The following is a 19,903-nucleotide window of genomic DNA, read 5'->3' on the forward strand; positions in this document are numbered from 1 at the left end:
GGGACATGGGCCTGAGGACGTGAAGCCGTCTTCTGCAGGCTCGACGCCGGAATCCCCTCACTCGGGTCCTCCCTCGGCCAGCGAACACCGCGCCGGCGCCGACTTCCCCTCTGACTCTGACTTTCCCTCTGACAACGAGGTTCGTGACACCCCCGCCGAGGTCGACGCCGCCTTCCGCGCCCAGCGCGGGGTGGCGCTGGCCTACTTCGTCGTCTTCCTGGTGCTGGTGGCCGCCTTCCCGGTGCTGACCATGACGCTGAAGTGGTGGACCCAGGCGCGGGTCTTCGGAGACCTCAGCCCCGGCTTCGTCGCCGCGGCCGGCGGACTCTATCTGGTCTTCGCCATCATCGGCATCGCTGCGGCTCGGCTCAGTGCCTCGGTGGAGTCGCGCATGCTTGGGGGTCAGCAGGGACTCGACGACGACTCCGCCGCAGGGGAGGAGCTCAAGTGACCTCGACCGCGGTGGTGACACTGGCCGCGGTGCTGATCATCGTGCTCGGAGTCTCCTTCATCAGCCGCCCCCGGGGCCCCTCCACCGTGGACTTCTATCTGGCGGGCCAGCGGGTCGGTGTGATGACCAATTCCTGGGCGATCTGCGGGGACTACCTCTCGGCCGCCTCCTTCCTCGGGGTCGCCGCTGCGGTGTATGTCTCGGGTCTGGACGGCGCCTGGTATGCGGTGGGCTTCGCCGCCGGCTTCGTGCCCGTGCTGCTGCTCATCGCGGCTCCGCTGCGCCGCTTCGGAGAGTTCTCGCTGGCCGACTTCCTCGGCCGCCGGATGGATTCGGATCCGGTCCGGCTGGCGTCGGTCGGTGTCGTCCAGCTCGTCATCCTCTGTTATCTGGTGCCGCAGTCGGTGGGTGGAGGCATCACCTGGGAGCTGCTGGTCGGGCAGGGTCTGTTGGGCCTCTCTCCCTACGCGACCGGAGTGCTGCTCTCCACTGCGGTGGTCGCCGTGGTCGTCGCCTTCGGGGGGATGCGCGGGACCACCTGGAACCAGGCCGTGCAGTTCCTGCTGCTCTTCGCCGCGCTGGTCTGGCTCGCCGTGGTGGTCACCGCGGACGGCTTCCGCTATGGGGAGGCCGTGCAGAGCCTGAGCGAGGCCCCGCTGGCGAATCCCACGCTCGGCGGCGCCGACGGGCAGGAGTGGACGCTGACCGAGGAGACCAACCACATGCACCCGGGGGAGCCGGCGCTCTTCGGTGAGCCCGGCGCCCGCTACGGGCCGCTGGGTCAGGTGGCGCTGGTGGTCACCCTGGGGCTCGGCACCGCCGGGCTGCCGCATGTGATGAACCGGTACTTCACCTCTCCCACCGGCAAGGCCGCCCGCACCACCACCGTCTGGGTGCTGGTGCTCATCGGCGCGTTCTACGCGATGGCGATCATGCTGGGCACCGCCGCCCGGGACATCATCCCTGACGCCGTCGCGGGCAGGCCCTGGCTTCAGGAGCTCACCGTCGACGGAGTGCTGCACACCCCTGAGCACGCGCTGCCGGTGCTGGGCCGGATCTACGGCGAGCAGACCGGGCTGGGGCTGATCGCCGCCGCCGCCCTGATCGCCGCCATGTCCACGGTGGCCGGGCTGCTGCTGGCCTCGGCGGCCACCTGGGGCCACGACGTCTATGAGCGTCATATCAACCCCCGCGCCACGCAGCGCCAGGCAGTGTGGGCCGGGCGGATCACCACGCTGCTGGGCGCAGCGCTCGCGGCCGGACTGGCCATCGCGCTGCGCCCCGAGGCCTTCGCCCCGGCGATGCCCTCGCTGGTCGCGACCATGGTGACCTGGGCCTTCGCCGTGGCCGGCTCCGCACTGACGCCGGTGCTGGTGCTCGCGATCTGGTGGCACCGGACGACGGCGGCCGGTTCCCTGGCCGGGCTGCTCACCGGGGCGACCCTCTCGGTGAGCATGTTCATGACGGCCGGACTGATCGAGGCCGACTGGCTGCGCGAGCTTCTTGCCGCTCCGACCCTGGTGGTCGCGCCGATCACGGTGGCGGTGGTGGTGCTGGTCTCGCTGCGAACCAGGGCCCCCGACGGGGTCCAGGCGCACTGGGTGCGGATGCACGGCACCGCGGCGGATCGCCGCGCCGAACGTATGGCCCGACTGACCCGAGGAGGCGTGGATGCGCGGTAGCGCGATGCTGGCAGCGGGAGTGACGCTGATCTGGATTCTGGTCTATCTCGGCACCCAGGTGTTCGCCGACCCGGCCCTGCCGATGCTTCCCACTCTCGGGCTCGGGCTCGGGCTCACGGTCGGAGCGGTGCTGGGGTACCCGTCGGCGCTGCGCGGGGCCACCGGTCGGCGTCGCCAGCGTCCGGTCTCACCGCGGGAGGTCGAGGTCAGCCGTGGGGTGCGCAACCTCGCCGCAGCGGGACGCTCCATGCCGCTGCGCGCCGGACTCACCCCGGAGGCCGCCCGGCGGACCTGCGAGCTGCTGCGCCCGATGCTCTCCGGTGATGCCGTCTCGATCACCGACCGCGAGCAGATCCTCGCCTATGTGGGACCTGGCGCGGATCACCACCGCGAGGGGGCCCAGATGCAGACCTCCGCGGCCCCGCGCACCATCGCCAAGGGCCGGACCCAGGTGGTCCGCGACCGTGCCGGTGTGGGCTGCCGCAAGCCCGACTGTGAGTTGACCTCCGCGGTGATCGTGCCGCTGCGCGTGGGTGCCCGGGTGATCGGGACCCTCGGGGTGTACCAGGCCGAGGCCGACATCCCGCCGCGTCAGCTGGTCGAGGACATGGCCGCGATGCTCTCGCTGCACCTGGAGCTGGCCGAGCTCGACCGTGAGAAGCAGCTGGCCACCGATGCGCGACTCAACGCGCTGCGCGCCCAGATCAACCCACACTTTCTGTTCAACATCCTCAACACCATCGCCTCGAAGGCCCGCACCCGACCAGACGAGGCCCGCGAGCTGCTGCTGCGGCTCTCCGAGTTCTTCCGCTACGCGGTGCGCCAGGAGGGGCATTACGCCGAGTTCGCCCAGGAGTACTACTTCGTGCGCACCTACGTCTCGCTTGAGCAGGCGCGCTTCGGGGACCGGCTCAAGGTCCGCTATGACATCGACCCGCAGGTGCTCACCACCAGAGTGCCGGTGCTGATGATCCAGCCGCTGGTGGAGAACGCGGTCAAACACGGCATCGCGGGCAAGCCCGCGGGCGGGACCGTGCATCTGCGGGCCAGAGTGGACCCGCTGGCGCGCACCACGAGCATCCGGGTCAGCGACGACGGCGTAGGGATGGCCCCCGAGGTGTTGGCGCAGATGGCCGACGGAGCCGGTCGCCTCGACGGGAGTGAGACCCTCACCGATGACCCGAAGCATGCCGGGGTCGGCCTGCAGAACATCACCGAACGGCTGAACTCGCTGTTCGGGGACCGCTATGACCTCTCTATCTCGACCCCGCGCTCCGGAGGCACCGTGGTGGAGCTGCAGATCCCGCTTCGGTGACTGCGATCACAGTGACCTGGATGTTCCCCCTATACTGAGTCAATGCACCCACGCGCTCTGATCGTGGACGACGAGGCTCCTGCCCGCGAGGAACTCCGGTTCCTGCTCGAGGAGGTCGGCGGCGTCCAAGTGGTGGGAGAAGCCACCAATGGTGAAGAGGCGCTCCTGCTGCTGAACTCTCTTGCCTACGACCTGGTCTTCCTCGACATCCGCATGCCCGGGCTCACCGGACTGGAGGTCGCGCAGCGGCTGCGCGGCGCGAGTGCTCCCGAGGGTGTGCGCCCGCCTCAGGTCATCTTCACCACCGCCTACCCCGATCATGCCGTGGAGGCCTTTGATCTCGCGGCCGCGGACTACCTGGTCAAGCCGTTCTCCGCCGACCGGCTCCAGCGAGCTGTACAACGCGCGCTCGCCGGCGCCGAGGCCGCCTCGTCACCGGCCGCGGCGGTCTCAGCTGCGGCAGTTCCGGAGCCCGCCCAGGCCGAGGCCGCACCCCGACGAAATGCGCAGCAGCTGGTGCGGATCCCGGTGCAGAAGGACGGCCGGACGGTGCTCGTCGACGGTGATGCGATCGTCTACGCCGTGGCGGCGCGCGGCTACGCCTCGCTGAAGCTCACCGATGATCGCGTGCTCGTGTCGTTCTCGCTCAATGAGCTCGAGCGTCGCCTCCAGGGCCATTTCTTCCGGGTGCACCGCTCATATCTGGTCAATCTGCGCTACGTCCGGGAGCTGGTGCCAGACTTCCGCGGCGCACTGGTCCTGGTGCTCAATGATCGCCAGCGCAGCCGGGTAGAGGTCTCCCGACGGCACGCACCCGAGCTGCGCCGTCGACTCGGGGTGTGAGGCCCGGACCCTTCCGGGTGTCCGGTCGTCCCCAGGCGCACTCAGGGGCGCGGGCGATCTTCGGGAAGCTCCTGCGGCAATGGCCTCGTCGGCGCGGTGCCGGTCCGCGGGGGCTGCGCGTGGGGTGCGGCGCCTGCCTGGGTGCCTGGCTGCGCCGGCGCTTCGGGAGTCCGGTCAATCCCCCGCGGAGTGTTCCCGGCAGTTGGCTGGCGGCTCTGCTGCCCCTTCGTCCTGGAGTCCTTCGCGGCGGTGACGGGATCGCGCGTGGCCTCGGGTCGCTTCGCGGCGGCCGACGGTGGCTGCTCCGTCGCCGGCTGGTGCCCCCACGCCTTGATGCAGCCGAGGACGACATAGGCGATGAGCAGAGCCACCGCGAGAAGCCCGTGCAGGATCATGGTCGCCGTGGCGCCGGCCGCGTCCTGATTGAGGAACGCCAGCACGAACATTCCGATGCTGTGCACGATGGTCAGCTCCATCAGGCCGGGGTAGGCCCGGGGGCGCCAGGCGACGAGGGCGAAGAGCCCCGCGAAGACGATCAGCCCGAAGGCGTGCCACGCTTCCGAGAGAAACGTCTCGGAAGTGGTGAGCTGGAGCTGCGCCAACGACCAACCGGCGAATCCCGCGCAGCCGAGGGCTGAGACGATCAGCAGGGTGCGCCCAGTGGCTCGGCGTCGTGAAGCGGTGACCTCTGCGGCCATGATGAATCCTCTGATCGGTGCGGAGGAGCGGCGCCCGGCGCGGTGCACTCCTATGACTTCAGCTTAGGCCCGTCTGCATCGGCTGACCAGTGAGTAGGCACTCTGACGAGGGGTCTGCAGAAATGGACCCTTGTCGACCGACCTCATGGAATGATCCTGACTGTTGCGTGGTTCACACAACACGAGGGCAGGGCTGCCCTCAGACATGTACGCAGGATGAGAGAGGTTGCCGATGGCTACTGTTCCCACGATCACACTCAATGATGGGACCGCGATCCCCCAGCTCGGCTTCGGGGTCTGGCAGGTTCCAGCCGACGACGCCGAGAAGGTGGTCGCCGAAGCGCTGAAGGTCGGATACCGGCACATCGACAACGCCGCCGTCTATGGAAACGAAGAGGGTGTGGGACGCGCCATCGCTGCCTCGGGCATTCCTCGCGAGGAGCTCTTCATCACCACCAAGGTCTGGGTGAACGACTTCAAGGCCGGAAACACCAAGCAGGCGCTGCGCACCTCGCTGCAGAAGCTCGGCCTGGACTACGTGGACCTCTACCTGATCCACTGGCCCTCACCAGCCGACGAGGCCTACCTGGACGCGTGGAAGGCGATGGAGGAGCTCCAGGCCGAGGGACTGACGCGCAGCATCGGTGTCTCGAACTTCCTGCCTGAACACCTCGAGCGTGTGGTCGAGGCCGGCACGGTGATTCCAGCGATCAACCAGGTGGAGATCCACCCTGCGCTGCAGCAGCGCAACATCCAGGAGGCCAACGACCGGCACGGCATCAAGACCCAGGCCTGGAGCCCGCTCGCGCAGGGTGCCGTCTTCGAGGACGAGCCCGTGGTCGCCGCGGCCCAGGCGCACGAGGTGTCTCCCGCGCAGGTCGTGATCCGCTGGCACCTTCAGCGTGGACGCATCCTGTTCCCCAAGTCAGTCACCCCGGATCGGATCGCGTCGAACTTCGACGTCTTCGGCTTCGAGCTCACCGAGGAGGAGCTCTCAGCCATCGACGGGCTTGAGCGCGACGGTCGAACCGGCCCGAACCCGGGTGAGTTCAACCCCTCCTGATCCCGAGCAGGAGGTGTCTGATCCGGCCGGACACGGCTGGGCAGATGAGAAGGGCGGGCCCCAGTTCATTTGAACTGGGGCCCGCCCTTCTTTCACGTGATCAGATCGCGCAGTGCATCAGCGCTGCGTGTCATCACCCGTGGGCGTGTCAGGATCTGACTCGACCTCGCTGTTTCCGACGGCCTCGTCGTAGATCTGCTCGGACTCCCACTGCTGACCGGTGGCGGAATCCGCGAACTCCGGAGTCGCGAACACCTGATCGGCGATCGGATCGTTGAACGCGACGTCCTCGTCCCAGCCGATGGTGCCCGTCTGCGGGTTGACCACGGTGGAGTGGGGCGGGACGTCCTGGATCGCGAACACCATGTCGTCGGAGTCGAACGGCGTGGAGATGCTTGATTCCTTGGAGGTGGGCTTGTCCAGTCCGGCCAGAGTTGCTGAGGTGCCTCCGAGGAAGCCCTTCAGCGCAGCGCGCTGACCGGTGAGGATCGAACGCACGTTCCGGTGCACACCTGGAGCCGAGTCCCCGCCGCCCGGAGCATTGCGCGCGGTGTCGACCAGCGCCGATTTGCTGGCCGTGGGCCGGATGCGGACGTATCGAGGCATCGTCTTCGTCTCGTAGTTGAACATCCGGACCTGAGCGATCACGGCCAGAACCATCACGATGGACATCGGAGCCGCCGCGCTGATCGCAGCGACCTGCAGCACGCGCAGGGAGGCATCTGCGGCCTCTCCGCCTCCGGCTGCCAGCAGCACGATGGCGGTGATCGCGATGAACACAGTCCAGAACACGCGGGTCAGCTTCGGTGTCTCGGTGCGTCCGCCATAGGAGAGCACATCGGTGACCAGCGAGCCGGAGTCTCCGGAGGTGACGAAGAAGATCGCGATCACCAGAATGGCCACCACCGCTGTGATCGACGCCAGGGGCAGCTGCTCGAGCAGGGTGAAGGTTGCACCGACGGTGTCGATGCTGCCGTCTTCGCCCACCATGACACCCTCGGTCACCTGGTACCAGATGCCGGAGGAGCCGAAGATGGTGAACCAGATCAGTCCGACCAGGGTCGGCGCGAGGAGCACGCCCATGACGAACTGACGGATGGTGCGTCCGCGGGAGATCCGCGCGATGAACATGCCGACGAAGGGCGCCCAGCTCATCCACCAGCCCCAGTAGTAGATGGTCCAGTCGGCGGACCAGCCGCCATCTTCACCGCCGGCGTAGCTGGCCCCGGTCTCGAACAACAGCTGCGGGAAGGCCATAAGGTACTCGCCCAGGTTGCCTACAAGAGACTGCAGCAGGAACAGAGTGGGACCCGCGATCAGGACGAACAGCGCCAGCAGCGCGGCGAGGACCATATTGAAGTTTGAGAGCCACTTCAGACCCTTGTTCACGCCGGTGATCACCGAGAAGGTGGCGATCGCCATGATGACCACGACGATCATGGTCAACAGAACGGTGTTCGCCGGATCCTCGATCCATCCCATGAAGCCGAGGCCGGCCGCGATCTGCTGAGTGCCGATCCCCAGTGAGGTCACGATGCCGAAGACGGTGCCGACGATCGCGACCACATCGATCACGTGCCCTACCCAGGACTCGATGAGCTTGCGGCCGAAGATCGGCTCCAGCAGCCACCGCACCGAGAGTGGGCGTCCGCGGCGGAAGGTCATATAGGCCATGCCGAGTCCGATGACCACGTAGATGGCCCATGCATGCAGGCCCCAGTGGAAGACGGACTGGCCCATCGCGGCGCCTATGGCGGCTGACTCGCCCGCCGCGACCATCTCGCCGCTGGCGTCCATGCCGACGGCTCCCGTGACGTCTGGCGGAGCGATGAAGTGCCACAGCGGCTCGGCCACGCCCCAGAAGACGAGTCCGATGCCCATGCCTGCGGCGAAGAGCATGGTGAACCAGGAGCCGAGCGAGAACTCAGGCTTCTCGTCGTCGCGACCCAGACGGATGTTGCCTGCCTTGGAGGCTCCGGCCCAGAGGGCGAAGACCACGAAACCGGTGGCGACCAGGACATACCACCAGCCGATGGTGTTCACGATGGTGGCGTTCAGCGTCTCGAAAGCTTCAGCGCCATTGGCTTCGCCCCAGATGGTTGCGAAGATCAGGCCAGCGACGATGATGAGCACGGCGGGGATGAATACGGGCTTGTTCAGGCCGCGCCAGGCGTCAGCCGGCGACCAGTCCCGTAGTCGAGCTTCGGGTTGCGAAGCCATGTGGTCCTCCTCGGTGAAGTGAGAGTGTTCTCTAGTCATGTGCAAGACGATTCAGTGCGCAGCGATCAATTCGTTCCAGACACAGAAAAAGACGACGTCGGCTCTCCGGTCGCTGCGGCGGGGTTGGTTCCCTGCGCCAACGCGACTGTCGGCAGAACTCTGCGTCGTCGCCAGAAGTGTCGTGCACTCTCGAATTTGAAGCGTATATCTTCTATTTACACACCCGTTGGTCTTATAATGCAACTGCTGGCGACCGGGGGAGAGTTTCATCACGGCCCGGCCCGGCGGCGGAGGTCGGTCGCTCCTCATTTCCACTGTTACGCCTTGGTAACTGTTTCCACAAGTTGCGTTCTGGGCTTGGCACGGCCAGAGTGCCGCATTACGGTGTAACCCATGCCCAATGGCCAGCAACGATCTGAGCTGCGGGCCAGAGGATTCATGCGCAGCGGTTTCTCCAGCTGCCTCGTGGCCGGTCTGCTAGTGGCTGGATCTTCCGGTGCGCACGCCACGACCACCAGCAGCGACAGCATCAGCAGCGAGACCGGGAGCGGCGCCGCCGACGGCGCGACCACCGCTTCCTACTACCCCACCCCGGGGCAGCCCCTCGTGACGCCTGAGTCCCAGGAGTTGACCACGACCGTGGAGAAGGCCGCCGGGGACATCCGGGTGGCTACCCTTCACGCGCAGATCCGCGGGGCCTCCTCCGCGGAGGTCCTTGAAGAGCTCCACGGCGGGATGCATCCGCAGGCCCGGGTCCTGGCCGAGACCGTGCAGGTCAATGCCCCCGACGTGTTGGTGCTGACCGGGCTCAGCTACGACGAGCACCAGCAGATCGCCACGACGGTCAATGACGAGTACCTCTCCCGCGGCCAGAACGGCCAGACCGGCATCAAGTACTCCCATGTATATACGGCGCCGACCAACTCGGGCATCGACTCGGGTGCGGACCTGGACGGTGACGGACGGATCGGTGGCCCCGCCGACGCGCTGGGCTACGGACGGTACGCGGGGGAGCGCGGCATGGCGGTCTTCTCCACCTACCCCATCGCTGAGGATGAGGTCCGCACCTTCCAGGAGTTCCTCTGGCAGGACATGCCGGAGAATTCCATGCCCGCGGACGAGTTCTCCGATCTTGAGAAGTCGGTGCTGCCTCTGCCCAGCACCAGCCTGTGGGACATTCCGGTCGAGGTTCCAGGCGAGGCGGATCACGTGCACGTCGTGGCCACCGATCTCAACAGCCCTCCCGGGCCCACGACGCCCGACGTCGCCCGCAGTGAGGACCAGCGCCGGATGGTCGCAGAGTTCGTCTCCGGGGCATCCTGGTACCTCTATGACGACGAGGGTGCCTATGGTGGCCTCGAGTCCGGCACGCCATTCGTGGTCGCCGGCAGCCTTGCCGACGCGCAGGAGCTTCAGACCTGGCCCAACCGCCAGGTCCCAGAGCTCGCCTCACTGTTGAACGACGGCACCATCCAGGACCCGGGCCCCGAGGCGATCACCGACGAGCCGCTGCCGCAGCGCCGCGACGCTGCCGCAGATCCTCAGGCGACCCACGGACTGACCGGCGGCGATGCCGTGCGATCCTCTTACGTGCTCCCCGCTGCCGCACTCGACGTCGACAGCTCCGGCGTCTTCTGGCCCGCGGAGGGCGAGTTCGGCTTCAACCTGGTGGACCCTGCCGACCCTGACTCGCCGGTCGGGCGACTCGTCTGGCTGGACATCGCCGGGAGCTGAATGGCTTCCCATCTGGTCGGGGTCACACCCTAGACTGAGGTCATGAAGAAGTCTTCGGGGAACGGGAAACTCATGGGTGCTGCAGCCTCCGGCTTCTTCGCCCAGCAGACGGTATCCATGGTCAAGGGTCACGCCTTTGACGATTCCGGCAAGCTGACCCCGCGTGCCGAGACCTGGCTGACCCGGGCGGTCACCGTGCAGCGGCCGCTGGTGCTGGCCAATCTGCGCAGGCTGCGCAAGGCGCACCCCAGCTTCTCCAATCACCAGCTGGCCGCCCAGCTGGACAAGGACTTCACCCGCGGAATGACCGGCGGAGGCGCCCTGATCGGCGCTACCGCGGCAGTGCCTGCAGTGGGCACCGTGACCTCACTCGGACTCTCCGCGGCGGCCACGGGAAGCTTCCTCGAGGCCTGCGCGCTCTACGCGCAGTCGATCGCTGAACTCTCAGGAATCAGCACCGCAGACCCCGAACGGGCGAAGCTGCTGGTGATGGGTGTGATGCTCGGCGATCAGGGCCGCCAGCTCTTGGGGGAGCTCTCCCAACAGGCGGGCGGCAAGGGTGCCGGCCCGTTCTCCTCCCTGGTCCCGATGAACAGCTCCGCCAACTCCTCCGGGGTGTCCGGACTGGTGGTCAACCAGATCAAGCGGCAGTTCATGCGCCGATTCTTCATCCGCTCGGGCACGACGATGATCGGCCGCGCTATTCCCTTCGGCATCGGGATGGTCGTCGGAGGTGCCGCGAACCATCGACTGGCCAGCCAGATCGTGAAGTCTGCCCACAAGACCTTCGGTGAGCTGCCCGAGCAGACGCCCGCGGCCCTGGTGGCGGACATGAAGCGAGCGCTGGAGCGCGAGCGGCTGCGCGCCGAGCGCAAGGAGCGCCGCGGACGCAAGCGCGAGATCCTCGCTGCGCGTGGATCCCAGAAGCGCCGCGGCGACAGATCCTCCGCCGACGCGCTCGAAACCACCCGCCCCATGGCAGACGCGCCCCGGCGCTGAACACCCACCCCCACACCGCGAGGTCATTCACTCCATGTTCACTGAAGCTTTCCCGAATGTGCCACCCGATCGACGCGCCCCGTTGTCCCTCTAGGCCCAGTCTGGAACTGTGACATTGGAACTCGCCCAGAACCAGGAGTCCGGCGGCGCGCTTCGGCCGGCTCCACCGGTCAGCCTGGACACCGCGCTGCTGCACGATCATTCTCCGGAGGATCCGCTGGATCTCGGTGCACCAACGGACTCCCGCGGTCGGCGGGCAAGGGTCTTCGCGCACCGGGGGGCTTCAGGACTGTTTCCCGAGCACACCCGTGCGGCCTACCGCCGGGCGATCCAGGAGGGTGCAGACGGCCTGGAGATCGACCTGCACCTGACCGCTGACGGTGAGCCGGTCTGCTTCCACGACGCCACGGTTGACCGCACCAGCAACGGCACCGGCTCGGTGGCGGAGCTCAGTCTGGCCCACATGCGCAGCCTCGACGTCACCAGTTGGAAGACGCCGAAGCTTCCCGGCGACTACGGCACCCAGCATCAGCAGCTGATGACCCTCGCCGACGTCCTGGAGCTGATGATCGACGCCGGTCGCGATCTCGACCTCGCCGTGGAGCTGAAGCACCCCTCGCCATATGGGGATCGGCTGGAGACCAAGGTGCTGCGCACCTTGCTGCGCTTCGGATGGGACCCAGAGACGTCGGCGATTCCCGCCGGTGAGTTCGGCCAACATGCAGTGACCGTGTCCTTCATGAGCTTCTACCCCGGATCCCTGCTCTACCTGGCGGACATGGTGGCCCCGGACAAGCTCTGCGCCCTGCTCAGCTCGGTCACCGAGGCGCAGGTGCAGAAACGGCTGGAGAAGATGCCGCTGGCGACGGCGGTCCGGCCCGTGGTGGCCGCCGTGATGCGCGGAACCCTTCGCGACTCCGAGACGCTGGTCTGGAACGGACGGGCCGGAATCGCTGGTCCCGGACTCGCCTACGTCAAAGACCATCGGGCCGAGGTCAAGGCCTGGGTGGCACGGGGCTCTCGGCTTCGCGTATGGACGGTCGATGCCCCGCAGGACGCGGCGCTGCTCATCGATCTCGGGGTTCAGGAGATCACCACGAACTACCCCGCACGACTGTTGCAGACGGTCGCCTCTGCCAGCTGAGCGCGCCGAGCCCCTGCGCCGAGCCCGGCGAACCCTCGGATCAGCGGCGTTCGGATGACGCGGCCACCCGCGGATGTCTCAGTCGACATGGAGCGATATCATGGGCCCAAGCTGACCGCCACGGCCTCCAGGAGCTCATCATGAACCCCGCACCGCACCGTGAACCCCCAGACAGCGCCTCCCTGCGCAGCGGTCGCGCGTCCCACCCGCCCGCGGCAGAAGAGACACCGCGCCCGGCCCGTTCGGCGCGGGGCAGGGTCCGCGGCGTCGTCGTCGGTGTGGACGGCTCGGAGCAGTCGCTGCGCGCCGCGCACTGGGCCGCGGCCGAGGCTCATCGCCGCCAGCTGCTGCTGACCGTGGTCACCGCGTATTCGATCCCGGCCTTCGCCGCCTCCTCGATGGACGGCGGCTACGCGCTGATGGATGACTCGGCGCTGCGTCAAGGCTCAGAGAAGGTCATCGAGCAGGCCGCGGAATTCCTGCGTGACTACCCCGGGGAGGTCCGCTACGAGGTCGAGTCGGGGGACCCGGCCGGAGTGCTGCTGGACTACTCCCACGACGCCGTGGTCCTGGTGGTCGGCAGCCGCGGCCGGGGCGGGTTCCTCGGGCGGCTGCTCGGGTCTGTCTCATCTGCGCTTCCGGCCCACGCCAAGTGTCCGACCGTCCTGGTGCCGCTGAAGTTCTCCTCCAAGGAGTCCAATGCCGTGACCACCGCCACCGGAGCCATCCCGCTCGTGGGTGGGCCGGCCCAGGGTGCGACGACGACTCATGCGACTCCGCCGGGCAGCGCCGCGCCCGCCTCGGTGATCGCCGAGGGTGCGCACCCGATCCGACCCAAGGACTCGCGTCCGGTGGCGGCAGGCGTGGACGGATCGGACTTCGGTCGCGTCGCCGCGCTGGTGGCCGCCCGTGAGGCCAGCGAACGGGGAACCAGCCTGCGCATCGTGTGCGCGCTGCCGCCGGTGGGCGCGACGCTGGTCTGGATCCCGACCAGCATCGACAACGACGCGGCGCTGCAGGAGCTGCGCGAGAAGCTCGAAGCGGGTCGACTCTGGCTGCACAGCCACTACCCGGAACTGCAGATCGAAGCCGAGGTGATCGACGGCACCGCCGTGGATGTCCTGGTCCAGGAGACTCGTGGCGCTCAGCTCACCGTCATCGGCACACGCGGCCGTGGTGGTTTCGCGGGGATGCTGCTGGGATCTACCTCCCAGGGCGTGCTGCACCACGCGGAGGGCCCGTTGATGGTGGTCCCGGACAACGAGGACACGCGGCTGGAGGACCGCCCTGAGTTCGGACCGATGCTCGGAGACTGACGCTCCCCGCTTGACCCAGACACAGAGAAATGAGGGCCCCCGGTGTCCGACGCCGGGGGCCCTCATCATCTTCATCTTCGATCCGTCTCGCCGCCCTACCGCGAGCGGGAGAACCAGTGAGAGGTCATTCAGTTGTGCGTGTGGTTGTTCAGATCATGCGGCGCACGACTGAGGGTGTCTGGTAGACCGAGCGGACCTGGAGTCCACGAGCGGGGTTCGAGGCATCGACCATCTGGCCGTTGCCGAGGTAGATGCCTACGTGGCCCGGTGCAGAGGCGCTGCCGAAGAACACCAGGTCCCCGCGGCGCATGTCACCCACGGAGACTGCCCGTCCCTCGTTGACCTGGCTGAACGTGGTGCGGCTCATGCTGACTCCGGCCTGTCCGAAGGCCTGCTGCACCAGGGAGGAGCAGTCAAAGGCATTCGGACCGTTGGCGCCCAGCACGTAGCTGACGTCGCCGCGGTTGGCCTGCGCGACGGCCCAGTTGATCGCAATCTCAACACCGTTGGAGTTGCTGCTGGCCGGGACCACGTTCGAGGACTGCGCCTGGCTCTGTGCCGGGTTCTGTGCCGGGGCAGGCGCGGGGGCCTGCGTGCGCTCCGGGGCAGGCGCGGGGGCCTGCGTGCGTTCCGGGACGGGCGCAGGGGCCCGGGTGGGCTCCGGCTCTGGTGCCGGCTCGGGCTCAGGTTCTGGTTCGACCTGGGCTGCGAGGTAGTCCACGTGCCAGCGCATCTTGTTCCACGAGGCATTTCCGTCCGCGTTGGTCAGTGCTCCGTTGCTCAACACTGCCCGGTAGTAGTCCTGAGCGCCTCCGCTGAAGGAGGCCTCAAGCTCAGCGCCCTCGCGCATCAGCGTCTGCATGCTCGTGCTGAGACTGCTGAACGACGCGATCGTGGGCTCCGGTGCAGGCGCAGTGGCCGGCGCAGGCCGTGGCTCCTCGGAAGGTGCGGCTTCCCCGGCCGCACCTTCCGAGGAAGTCTCTTCAGCGGCGGCCTCTTCGGCTGCTGCTGCTTCGGCGGCTGCCTGCGCGGCGGCTTCTTCAGCTGCTGCCTCTTCGGCTGCTGCTGCTTCGGCGGCTGCCTGCGCGGCGGCGGCTTCTTCAGCTGCTGCCTCTTCGGCTGCTTCTTCAGCGGCGGCCTCTTCGGCTGCTGCTGCTTCGGCCGCTGCCGTTTCGGCGGCCTCCGACTCTTCAGCTGCGGCCTCAGCTGCTGCCTCAGCTTCTTCCGCGGCGGCTGCCTCGGCTTCGGCCTCTGCTGCTGCCGCCTCTTCAGCTTCGGCGGCGGCTGCTGCCTCAGCCTCGGCGGCCTCCTCAGCGGCTTCATCGGTGATGCGAGCCTGCTCGGCGTCTGCGCGAAGCGCGGTGATCCGGTAGCTCAGCTGCTCGTGATCGACTTCGCCGTTCTCGTCGACGAACTCACTGTTACCGAGGATCTGCTCGAAGAAGCTCTGCAGGTCACCTTCCCAGCCCTCAAGCTCCATCAGGTTCTCTAGGAGCTCCTGGAGCCGCTCACCGACCTGTTCGACGTCGGTGCGGGTGGTCTCGGTGGCGCGCTCGGCGTTCGCGCTGGCCTCAGCGGCGCTGGTGGAGTTCTGGCGAGCCTGTTCGGCAAGGCTCTCGGCCTCGGCGGCCTCCTGCTCTGCGGCGATGGCGTCTTGTTCAGCCTGCTCCTGAAGCCGTGTGTCAGTCGCGGCGTCGGCCAGGCTGTCCGCTTCGGTGAGCAGGACCTCTGCGACGGAAGTCTCAGGTTCCTGGTACGCCTCCACGGCAGCCGCCTGAGTCTCCTCAGCGGCCGTGCGCGCTTCATCGGCTGCAGCGGCAGCCTCATCGGCGTCGACCTGTGCCTGTACGGCGGCCTGGTGTTCTTCCTGCATTGCAGATTCCAGCTCCAGCGCACGTTGGCTGGCCTGGGAGATCCGGTCAGAGATCTCGTCGATCATCTGTTCGGTGGCCTGGGACGAGTCCCGGGCGGTGGAGATCTCTTTGGCGGATGGAACCGCGGGGAGTTCAGTCAAAGTGACTGAGTCGGCGGAATTCTTATCATTCTGTTCGACGGCATTGGCGGCGCGATCGGCCACCAGATCGGGGAGAGTTGTCCCGACCAACGCTGTCGTCACGACGGCGGCAGTAATTGCGGCCACCGCAAGATTGCGACGGTATTTCACGGTAGATCCTCACTTAGTCCTCACTGGGGAAGCGCCGCAGCCCGTCTCACAGGGCAAGGTTCGAATCGCGGTTGCCTCAGCTCTTGGACTCACGTGACCAGGCGGACCCAGGGAAAGACAGTTTAAAAACCCTCAATCAAAAAGGTGATCGCCGTGCGGTGATAGCCGTGTGATCCAGAGGCCGAAGCGTAACGATGGGAAACGCGATTCGAGCCTTTTGGCGCTACGCCGGTAACGATAGTTGTGGATTTGTCATCTTGGCAACAGGTCGTGTCGTTCCTGTGATCAAGCTATGGAGGGCTACTTCCCTGTCATTCCGGGGATCTAGCGGCACAAAGCCTTAGTTGCAACCTTCAAGTAGGTTGAAGGTTGAGCCTCCCCGACATTGCAATGACACTGTGCTAATAGCGTTATAGGTGGCGGCCGATATCCTCGGCGCCGCTGTATTCAGCCCCAGCCGAGACGATGCAGAGTGTCATCGTCGATCCCGAAGAAGTGGGCCACCTCGTGGATCACCGTGATCGTGATCTGATCGAGCACTTCCTCGCGGCTGTGGCACATCTGCAGGATCGGCTCCTTATACAGCGTGATGTGATCCGGCATGGACCAGCCTTCCCCGCCGCGCTCAGTGAGTGGGGTCCCCTCGTAGAGCCCCAGTAGCACCGTCGAGGGATCCTCCCATGACTGTGGTTCGTATCGGTCCTCGACGAAGACCGCCACATTCTCGAGCTGGTCGGCCAGTTCTGCGGGAATGCTGTTCAGGGCTTCGGTGGTGGCGGCGTCAAATTCCTCGTCGCTCATGGGAAAGACCATGGCTTCATCCTAGAGAGACCCGCATCCAGAGGGGGTCTTCGCCGGCGGATTTGCTCTCCGGGGGTGCTGGACCTAAACTTTTACAGGTTCCCACCAGGGATCGGGCCCCCATCGTCTAGCGGCCTAGGACACCGCCCTTTCACGGCGGCGGCACGGGTTCGAATCCCGTTGGGGGTACTCCGGTGAAACGGGGACTGCGATGGCAAGTCGCGGATCATGGTCTTGAATCTCACGGAAGTGTGATTTGGATCGAAGGGGTGGGACTGGTAAGGTTTCACTTCGTGCCAAGCGGCACAAAGTAAGGCCCTGTAGCGCAGTTGGTTAGCGCGCCGCCCTGTCACGGCGGAGGTCGCGGGTTCAAGTCCCGTCAGGGTCGCTTCACTCTCTGTACAGAGAATCTGGGCGGAGAGCGAGTCGTCGTCGCAGTTGGCGATTTATGGCTCTGTAGCTCAGTTGGTAGAGCGTTCGACTGAAAATCGAAAGGTCACCGGATCGACGCCGGTCGGAGCCACCTTTACCCGGTATCGGGTGAGAAAACCCCTGGATCTCCAGGGGTTTTCTTGTGTCTGGGGTCAGGTGCGAACCTGCATCCAGTCGCGCATTCCGGAGATCCCGGATATTCAGGTCAGTCCAGCGAGCTGCTTCTCTACGACTCTGGCTGCATCCGTGGCCGCCTTCAGCGTCTATGCAGACGACACGGGTGATGGAAGGATTCCAGGGCCTGTGATTCCATCTCGCCCGCACAGTGGGATGCCCGAGTGCTCGGGAAGCCGTAGAAGAGGCGCAGCAGCTTGTACTTCACAGATGGGTGGAGCCTGGAAGCGTGCGCTTCCAGGCTCCACCCATCTGAAGTATTCATCGCTCTCTAGCGCTTCTTGGCGTTGCGATAGGCCTCAACGATGTCGCGGTGCAATCGGCCCCGCGTGGAGACCTGATAACCGTTGTTCACCGCCCACTCACGAATCTGCCGAGCCTCATTCTGCGGTGACGGAGGGGCAATGACCCGCCCCTTGCGGATGTACTGCTTCAGCGTCTCACGCAGCTCCTTCGTGTGCTCATCGCTGAGGTCGATCTCGTAATACCGAGCATCCAGACCAAAAGCCACGGTCTCTTTCGCTTCACTGCCGTCAAGATCATCGACGAGCACCACTTCAATCCTCTGAGCCATATTCAACACCTCACTGCTTAATCGAGGATGAGGCAGTACCTGCCTCGTCCATCGCATCGACTCCTGCAAGGAGAAGTCCTGCAGAAGGTATAGCTAATGATGGTTACTCCGGAAAGGTGCCCTGCGTTCAAGCTTGTCCCAAATAAAAATTTAATTCGAAAGAAGAGTAGATGTCCGGGCATGAGTGCCCGACAGGTTGGCTGAACCGTGGGTCTGGTCATATAAAGCAGAGACACATTTACCACCCTCGTCTTATGGGTGGCACGAGAATCATCACTGATCACGAGCTGGTCAGGGTCGGCGAAAGGTTTAGTGCGAGGGGCTGAAGCTTCCCGCTTGTTTGTGAGATTTATCACATTCGATGGACCCCGGATGGTTGATGGATACTCTGGTAGAGATTTAGTTCAAATTTTTATTAGCTATTCGTTGCTAGTCAGCCTCCTTGCACGGAGCCCGGCTCTGGCAACGGGAAGGCCCGTTCCGATGCCTGATCAACTGACCGTGAAAAGCAGCTTCTGTGCGAGTCTTCCCGTCGCCAGCACCAGAGCGCACAGCTGGCCCGACCGGAGGTCACTGGCCGGCTGGAGACGGTCAACGGCGGACTGGGAAGGAAAGCCAGTGGGCGTCGTGGGGCTCACCCGCACCGCCGGGAAGCGCAGACTCTCGTCGTGGCCAGGTCCAAGGTTCCCTGTTTCTCCAGCGATCCGGGGTCCGAACGCACAGCAGTTTCGCCGCTTCGGCACCTGTCCGGGCCGTGACGCCATGGGGTGCAGCGCTCAGAGAAATGAATCCCGGAGTCCTGAGGCACCAGAGGGAGCTTTCGATGCGTCACGAAGGTGAGGCGCCCTTCGACGTCTGTGCAACGTTCGCTGTCCACGGGTCTGCTCTTTTTGCGTTCGCACTCAACGCGCTGGGTGACCGGGCCGAGGCGGAAGACTGTGTTCAGGAGGTCTTCATCCGTGCCTGGCGGAACAGAGGGCAGTACAGCAGTGAACGGGGCTCGGTGAGAACCTGGTTGTTCGCCATCGAACGGGACCTCGTCGCGGACGCGTTGCGAGCTCGCGCTCGGCACCCGGCGCGATCGGGTCCGGAGGGGAGCGAGGGGGCGACCGAGCCGGTGACAGAGGATCTCCTCCTCGTGGAGCGGTTGGACCTCTATGCGTCTCTGGCTACGCTCACGTCCGAACACCGCGAGGTCATCGTTGCTGTTCAACTGCACGGCGTTGGATATCAAGAGCTTTCGGAACAGACAGGAGTTCCGGTCGCGACCTTGCGGACGCGCATGTACTACGGGCTGAGATCGCTGCGGACGGCACTGGAAGTCTGAGAATGCGATCGAGCGCAGTGCGGTCGGCAAGGTGCGAGCGGTCTCCGCGATGATGAACGCCTTCCTGGTTTCGGCCTTCGCGGACCTGGCGTGCATATGCGCGAGCTCGACCGCGTCGGTGGCCCGGGTGACCGCCACAGGCGGGGCACCGATCGTTGCCGATTGATCCACCCACGATCAGCGCTGCGCCATGATCATCGGTCAGCGCAGCGCCACGGCACTGCTTCCGGGACACTGTCGGGAAGAAATTTCGGAATCACCTTGAACGCGCTCGCAGTTGGTGACGTATCACCCCTATGGACCCTTCACCATGCGGCACCGGGTCCTCTAAGTGGTGCCACAAAACCATGAGGCGCTGACGTCTCCAGCCGAAAAGGTGATTGATTGTTCTATACGAAGGCTCGCCGAGCACCCTCCCCACGGCGACCCGGGAACTTGCACTCAAGATTCACCCGTCGCACGTGCGACGGGAAGAACTGCCTGGACGCGGAGAAAGACGCCGAGCAGTACGCCCCGATCACCGCGCTCGGTTGGTCTCGGGCCCACCGAGGCGGGCATATGGTCAGGCTTCGTTGCCAGGAGGGTTATGGATTCGGATGAACTTCGGGTGACCTACCTTCCGAAGCTTGAAGCCAATGGTGCGGTGGGGGATTCCATCGCGCGCACTATCCGGGTCCTCAGCTCCCAGCGCAGACTGCAGACCCTGCTCGACGCCAGCAACGTCGTGGCCAGCGATCTGGACCTGGAACATGTTCTGCGGCGCATCGCCGAGGAGGCCAGGACCGTCGCGGACGCCGAGTACGCCGCACTGGGCGTCATCGCCGCTGATGGCTCCCTCGAGCGGTTCATCCACGTCGGGATGGCGCAGCACGTGGCCGAGAAGATCGGAGACCTGCCCGCCGGGCACGGGGTCCTGGGCGCGGTGAACCAGAGCAGCAACCCGATCCGACTCACCGACCTCACCAC

15 protein-coding genes, 3 tRNA genes and 1 pseudogene are annotated in these 19,903 nt (G+C 65.9%); 14 read left to right on the forward strand and 5 right to left on the reverse strand.

Translation table 11 applies throughout. The features are described 5' to 3' along the window. Positions 1-19: 19 nt before the first annotated feature. From LTH93_RS10250 to LTH93_RS10265, 4 genes are read left to right on the forward strand one after another with little or no spacing between them, the layout of a single operon-like run. Positions 20-451, forward strand: coding sequence for a hypothetical protein (locus tag LTH93_RS10250; protein WP_241470896.1), 432 nt, complete (start codon positions 20-22; stop codon positions 449-451). Beyond that, the gene (locus LTH93_RS10255; protein WP_241470897.1) at positions 448-2,133 is read left to right on the forward strand and encodes a sodium/solute symporter; all 1,686 of its coding nucleotides are present in this window, start codon (positions 448-450) and stop codon (positions 2,131-2,133) included. The genes LTH93_RS10250 and LTH93_RS10255 overlap by 4 nt, the downstream gene beginning before the upstream one ends. Continuing rightward, the gene (locus LTH93_RS10260) at positions 2,123-3,448 is read left to right on the forward strand and encodes a histidine kinase (RefSeq protein ID WP_241470898.1); all 1,326 of its coding nucleotides are present in this window, start codon (positions 2,123-2,125) and stop codon (positions 3,446-3,448) included. The genes LTH93_RS10255 and LTH93_RS10260 overlap by 11 nt, the downstream gene beginning before the upstream one ends. A 42-nt stretch (positions 3,449-3,490) precedes the next feature. Further along, positions 3,491-4,291, forward strand: a complete 801-nt coding sequence (locus LTH93_RS10265) for a LytR/AlgR family response regulator transcription factor (protein ID WP_241470899.1) — start codon at positions 3,491-3,493, stop codon at positions 4,289-4,291. 41 nt (positions 4,292-4,332) lie between these two features. Here LTH93_RS10265 and LTH93_RS10270 read toward each other — a convergent pair whose 3' ends face one another. Next, positions 4,333-4,989 (reverse strand): hypothetical protein, encoded by a 657-nt coding sequence (locus LTH93_RS10270; RefSeq protein WP_241470900.1) that lies wholly within the window; start codon positions 4,987-4,989, stop codon positions 4,333-4,335. 232 nt (positions 4,990-5,221) lie between these two features. Here LTH93_RS10270 and LTH93_RS10275 point away from each other — a divergent pair, with 232 nt between their 5' ends. Next, positions 5,222-6,052, forward strand: a complete 831-nt coding sequence (locus LTH93_RS10275; protein ID WP_241470901.1) for an aldo/keto reductase — start codon at positions 5,222-5,224, stop codon at positions 6,050-6,052. 117 nt (positions 6,053-6,169) lie between these two features. On the opposite strand, the gene LTH93_RS10280 is transcribed toward LTH93_RS10275, so the two are convergent. After that, positions 6,170-8,272: a BCCT family transporter gene (locus LTH93_RS10280; RefSeq protein ID WP_241470902.1), complete on the reverse strand. Its 2,103-nt coding sequence runs from the start codon at positions 8,270-8,272 to the stop codon at positions 6,170-6,172. A gap of 465 nt (positions 8,273-8,737) precedes the next feature. Here LTH93_RS10280 and LTH93_RS10285 point away from each other — a divergent pair, with 465 nt between their 5' ends. The 4 genes from LTH93_RS10285 to LTH93_RS10300 all read left to right on the forward strand — a co-directional run bounded on the left by LTH93_RS10285 (position 8,738) and on the right by LTH93_RS10300 (position 13,465). Further along, positions 8,738-10,006, forward strand: a complete 1,269-nt coding sequence (locus LTH93_RS10285; RefSeq protein WP_241470903.1) for an endonuclease/exonuclease/phosphatase family protein — start codon at positions 8,738-8,740, stop codon at positions 10,004-10,006. 42 nt (positions 10,007-10,048) lie between these two features. Beyond that, positions 10,049-11,005 (forward strand): EcsC family protein, encoded by a 957-nt coding sequence (locus tag LTH93_RS10290; RefSeq protein ID WP_241466309.1) that lies wholly within the window; start codon positions 10,049-10,051, stop codon positions 11,003-11,005. Positions 11,006-11,114: 109 nt separating this feature from the next. Continuing rightward, entirely contained in the window at positions 11,115-12,149 is a 1,035-nt protein-coding gene (locus LTH93_RS10295) for a glycerophosphodiester phosphodiesterase (protein ID WP_241470904.1), read from the forward strand. Between the two features lie 140 nt (positions 12,150-12,289). Beyond that, on the forward strand, positions 12,290-13,465 hold the full coding sequence (locus tag LTH93_RS10300) for a universal stress protein (RefSeq protein WP_241470905.1): 1,176 nt from the start codon (positions 12,290-12,292) through the stop codon (positions 13,463-13,465). Positions 13,466-13,613: 148 nt separating this feature from the next. Here LTH93_RS10300 and LTH93_RS13335 read toward each other — a convergent pair whose 3' ends face one another. Both LTH93_RS13335 and LTH93_RS10310 read right to left on the reverse strand, forming a co-directional pair. Continuing rightward, complete coding sequence (locus tag LTH93_RS13335) at positions 13,614-15,479, reverse strand: C40 family peptidase (RefSeq protein ID WP_304653872.1); 1,866 nt, start codon at positions 15,477-15,479, stop codon at positions 13,614-13,616. A gap of 597 nt (positions 15,480-16,076) precedes the next feature. Next, a complete protein-coding gene (locus tag LTH93_RS10310; RefSeq protein ID WP_241470906.1) occupies positions 16,077-16,442 on the reverse strand; it encodes a metallopeptidase family protein in 366 nt (121 codons plus the stop codon). 104 nt (positions 16,443-16,546) lie between these two features. On the opposite strand from LTH93_RS10310, the gene LTH93_RS10315 reads away from it, so the two are divergent. The 3 genes from LTH93_RS10315 (at position 16,547) to LTH93_RS10325 (ending at position 16,953) form a co-directional block, all read left to right on the forward strand. After that, positions 16,547-16,619, forward strand: a tRNA-Glu gene (locus tag LTH93_RS10315). 125 nt (positions 16,620-16,744) lie between these two features. Beyond that, positions 16,745-16,818 (forward strand) — tRNA-Asp (locus LTH93_RS10320). 62 nt (positions 16,819-16,880) lie between these two features. Then, a tRNA-Phe gene (locus LTH93_RS10325) sits at positions 16,881-16,953 on the forward strand. A 354-nt stretch (positions 16,954-17,307) separates the two neighbouring features. Here LTH93_RS10325 and LTH93_RS10330 read toward each other — a convergent pair. Beyond that, entirely contained in the window at positions 17,308-17,610 is a 303-nt protein-coding gene (locus LTH93_RS10330; RefSeq protein WP_241466304.1) for a histone-like nucleoid-structuring protein Lsr2, read from the reverse strand. Between the two features lie 823 nt (positions 17,611-18,433). Here LTH93_RS10330 and LTH93_RS10335 point away from each other — a divergent pair. Continuing rightward, positions 18,434-18,937 carry a sigma-70 family RNA polymerase sigma factor gene (locus tag LTH93_RS10335; protein ID WP_241470907.1) on the forward strand — a complete coding sequence of 168 codons (504 nt, stop codon included), beginning with the start codon at positions 18,434-18,436 and terminating at the stop codon, positions 18,935-18,937. A gap of 586 nt (positions 18,938-19,523) precedes the next feature. Beyond that, positions 19,524-19,903: pseudogene (locus LTH93_RS10340) on the forward strand (histidine kinase); the annotation flags it as partial.

Source organism: Nesterenkonia sp. DZ6, assembly GCF_022565835.1.
In the GTDB taxonomy this organism is placed as follows: domain Bacteria; phylum Actinomycetota; class Actinomycetes; order Actinomycetales; family Micrococcaceae; genus Nesterenkonia.

What these genes read in the sequence shown, in the direction of transcription:
- LTH93_RS10260 (WP_241470898.1), top strand. Translation starts at nt 2,123, where the DNA reads ATGCGCGGTAGCGCGATGCTGGCAGCGGGAGTGACGCTGATCTGGATT.
- LTH93_RS10265 (WP_241470899.1), top strand. Translation starts at nt 3,491, where the DNA reads ATGCACCCACGCGCTCTGATCGTGGACGACGAGGCTCCTGCCCGCGAG.
- LTH93_RS10270 (WP_241470900.1), bottom strand. Translation starts at nt 4,989, where the DNA reads ATGGCCGCAGAGGTCACCGCTTCACGACGCCGAGCCACTGGGCGCACC.
- LTH93_RS10275 (WP_241470901.1), top strand. Translation starts at nt 5,222, where the DNA reads ATGGCTACTGTTCCCACGATCACACTCAATGATGGGACCGCGATCCCC.
- LTH93_RS10280 (WP_241470902.1), bottom strand. Translation starts at nt 8,272, where the DNA reads ATGGCTTCGCAACCCGAAGCTCGACTACGGGACTGGTCGCCGGCTGAC.
- LTH93_RS10290 (WP_241466309.1), top strand. Translation starts at nt 10,049, where the DNA reads ATGAAGAAGTCTTCGGGGAACGGGAAACTCATGGGTGCTGCAGCCTCC.
- LTH93_RS10300 (WP_241470905.1), top strand. Translation starts at nt 12,290, where the DNA reads ATGAACCCCGCACCGCACCGTGAACCCCCAGACAGCGCCTCCCTGCGC.
- LTH93_RS10310 (WP_241470906.1), bottom strand. Translation starts at nt 16,442, where the DNA reads ATGGTCTTTCCCATGAGCGACGAGGAATTTGACGCCGCCACCACCGAA.
- LTH93_RS10330 (WP_241466304.1), bottom strand. Translation starts at nt 17,610, where the DNA reads ATGGCTCAGAGGATTGAAGTGGTGCTCGTCGATGATCTTGACGGCAGT.
- LTH93_RS10335 (WP_241470907.1), top strand. Translation starts at nt 18,434, where the DNA reads ATGCGTCACGAAGGTGAGGCGCCCTTCGACGTCTGTGCAACGTTCGCT.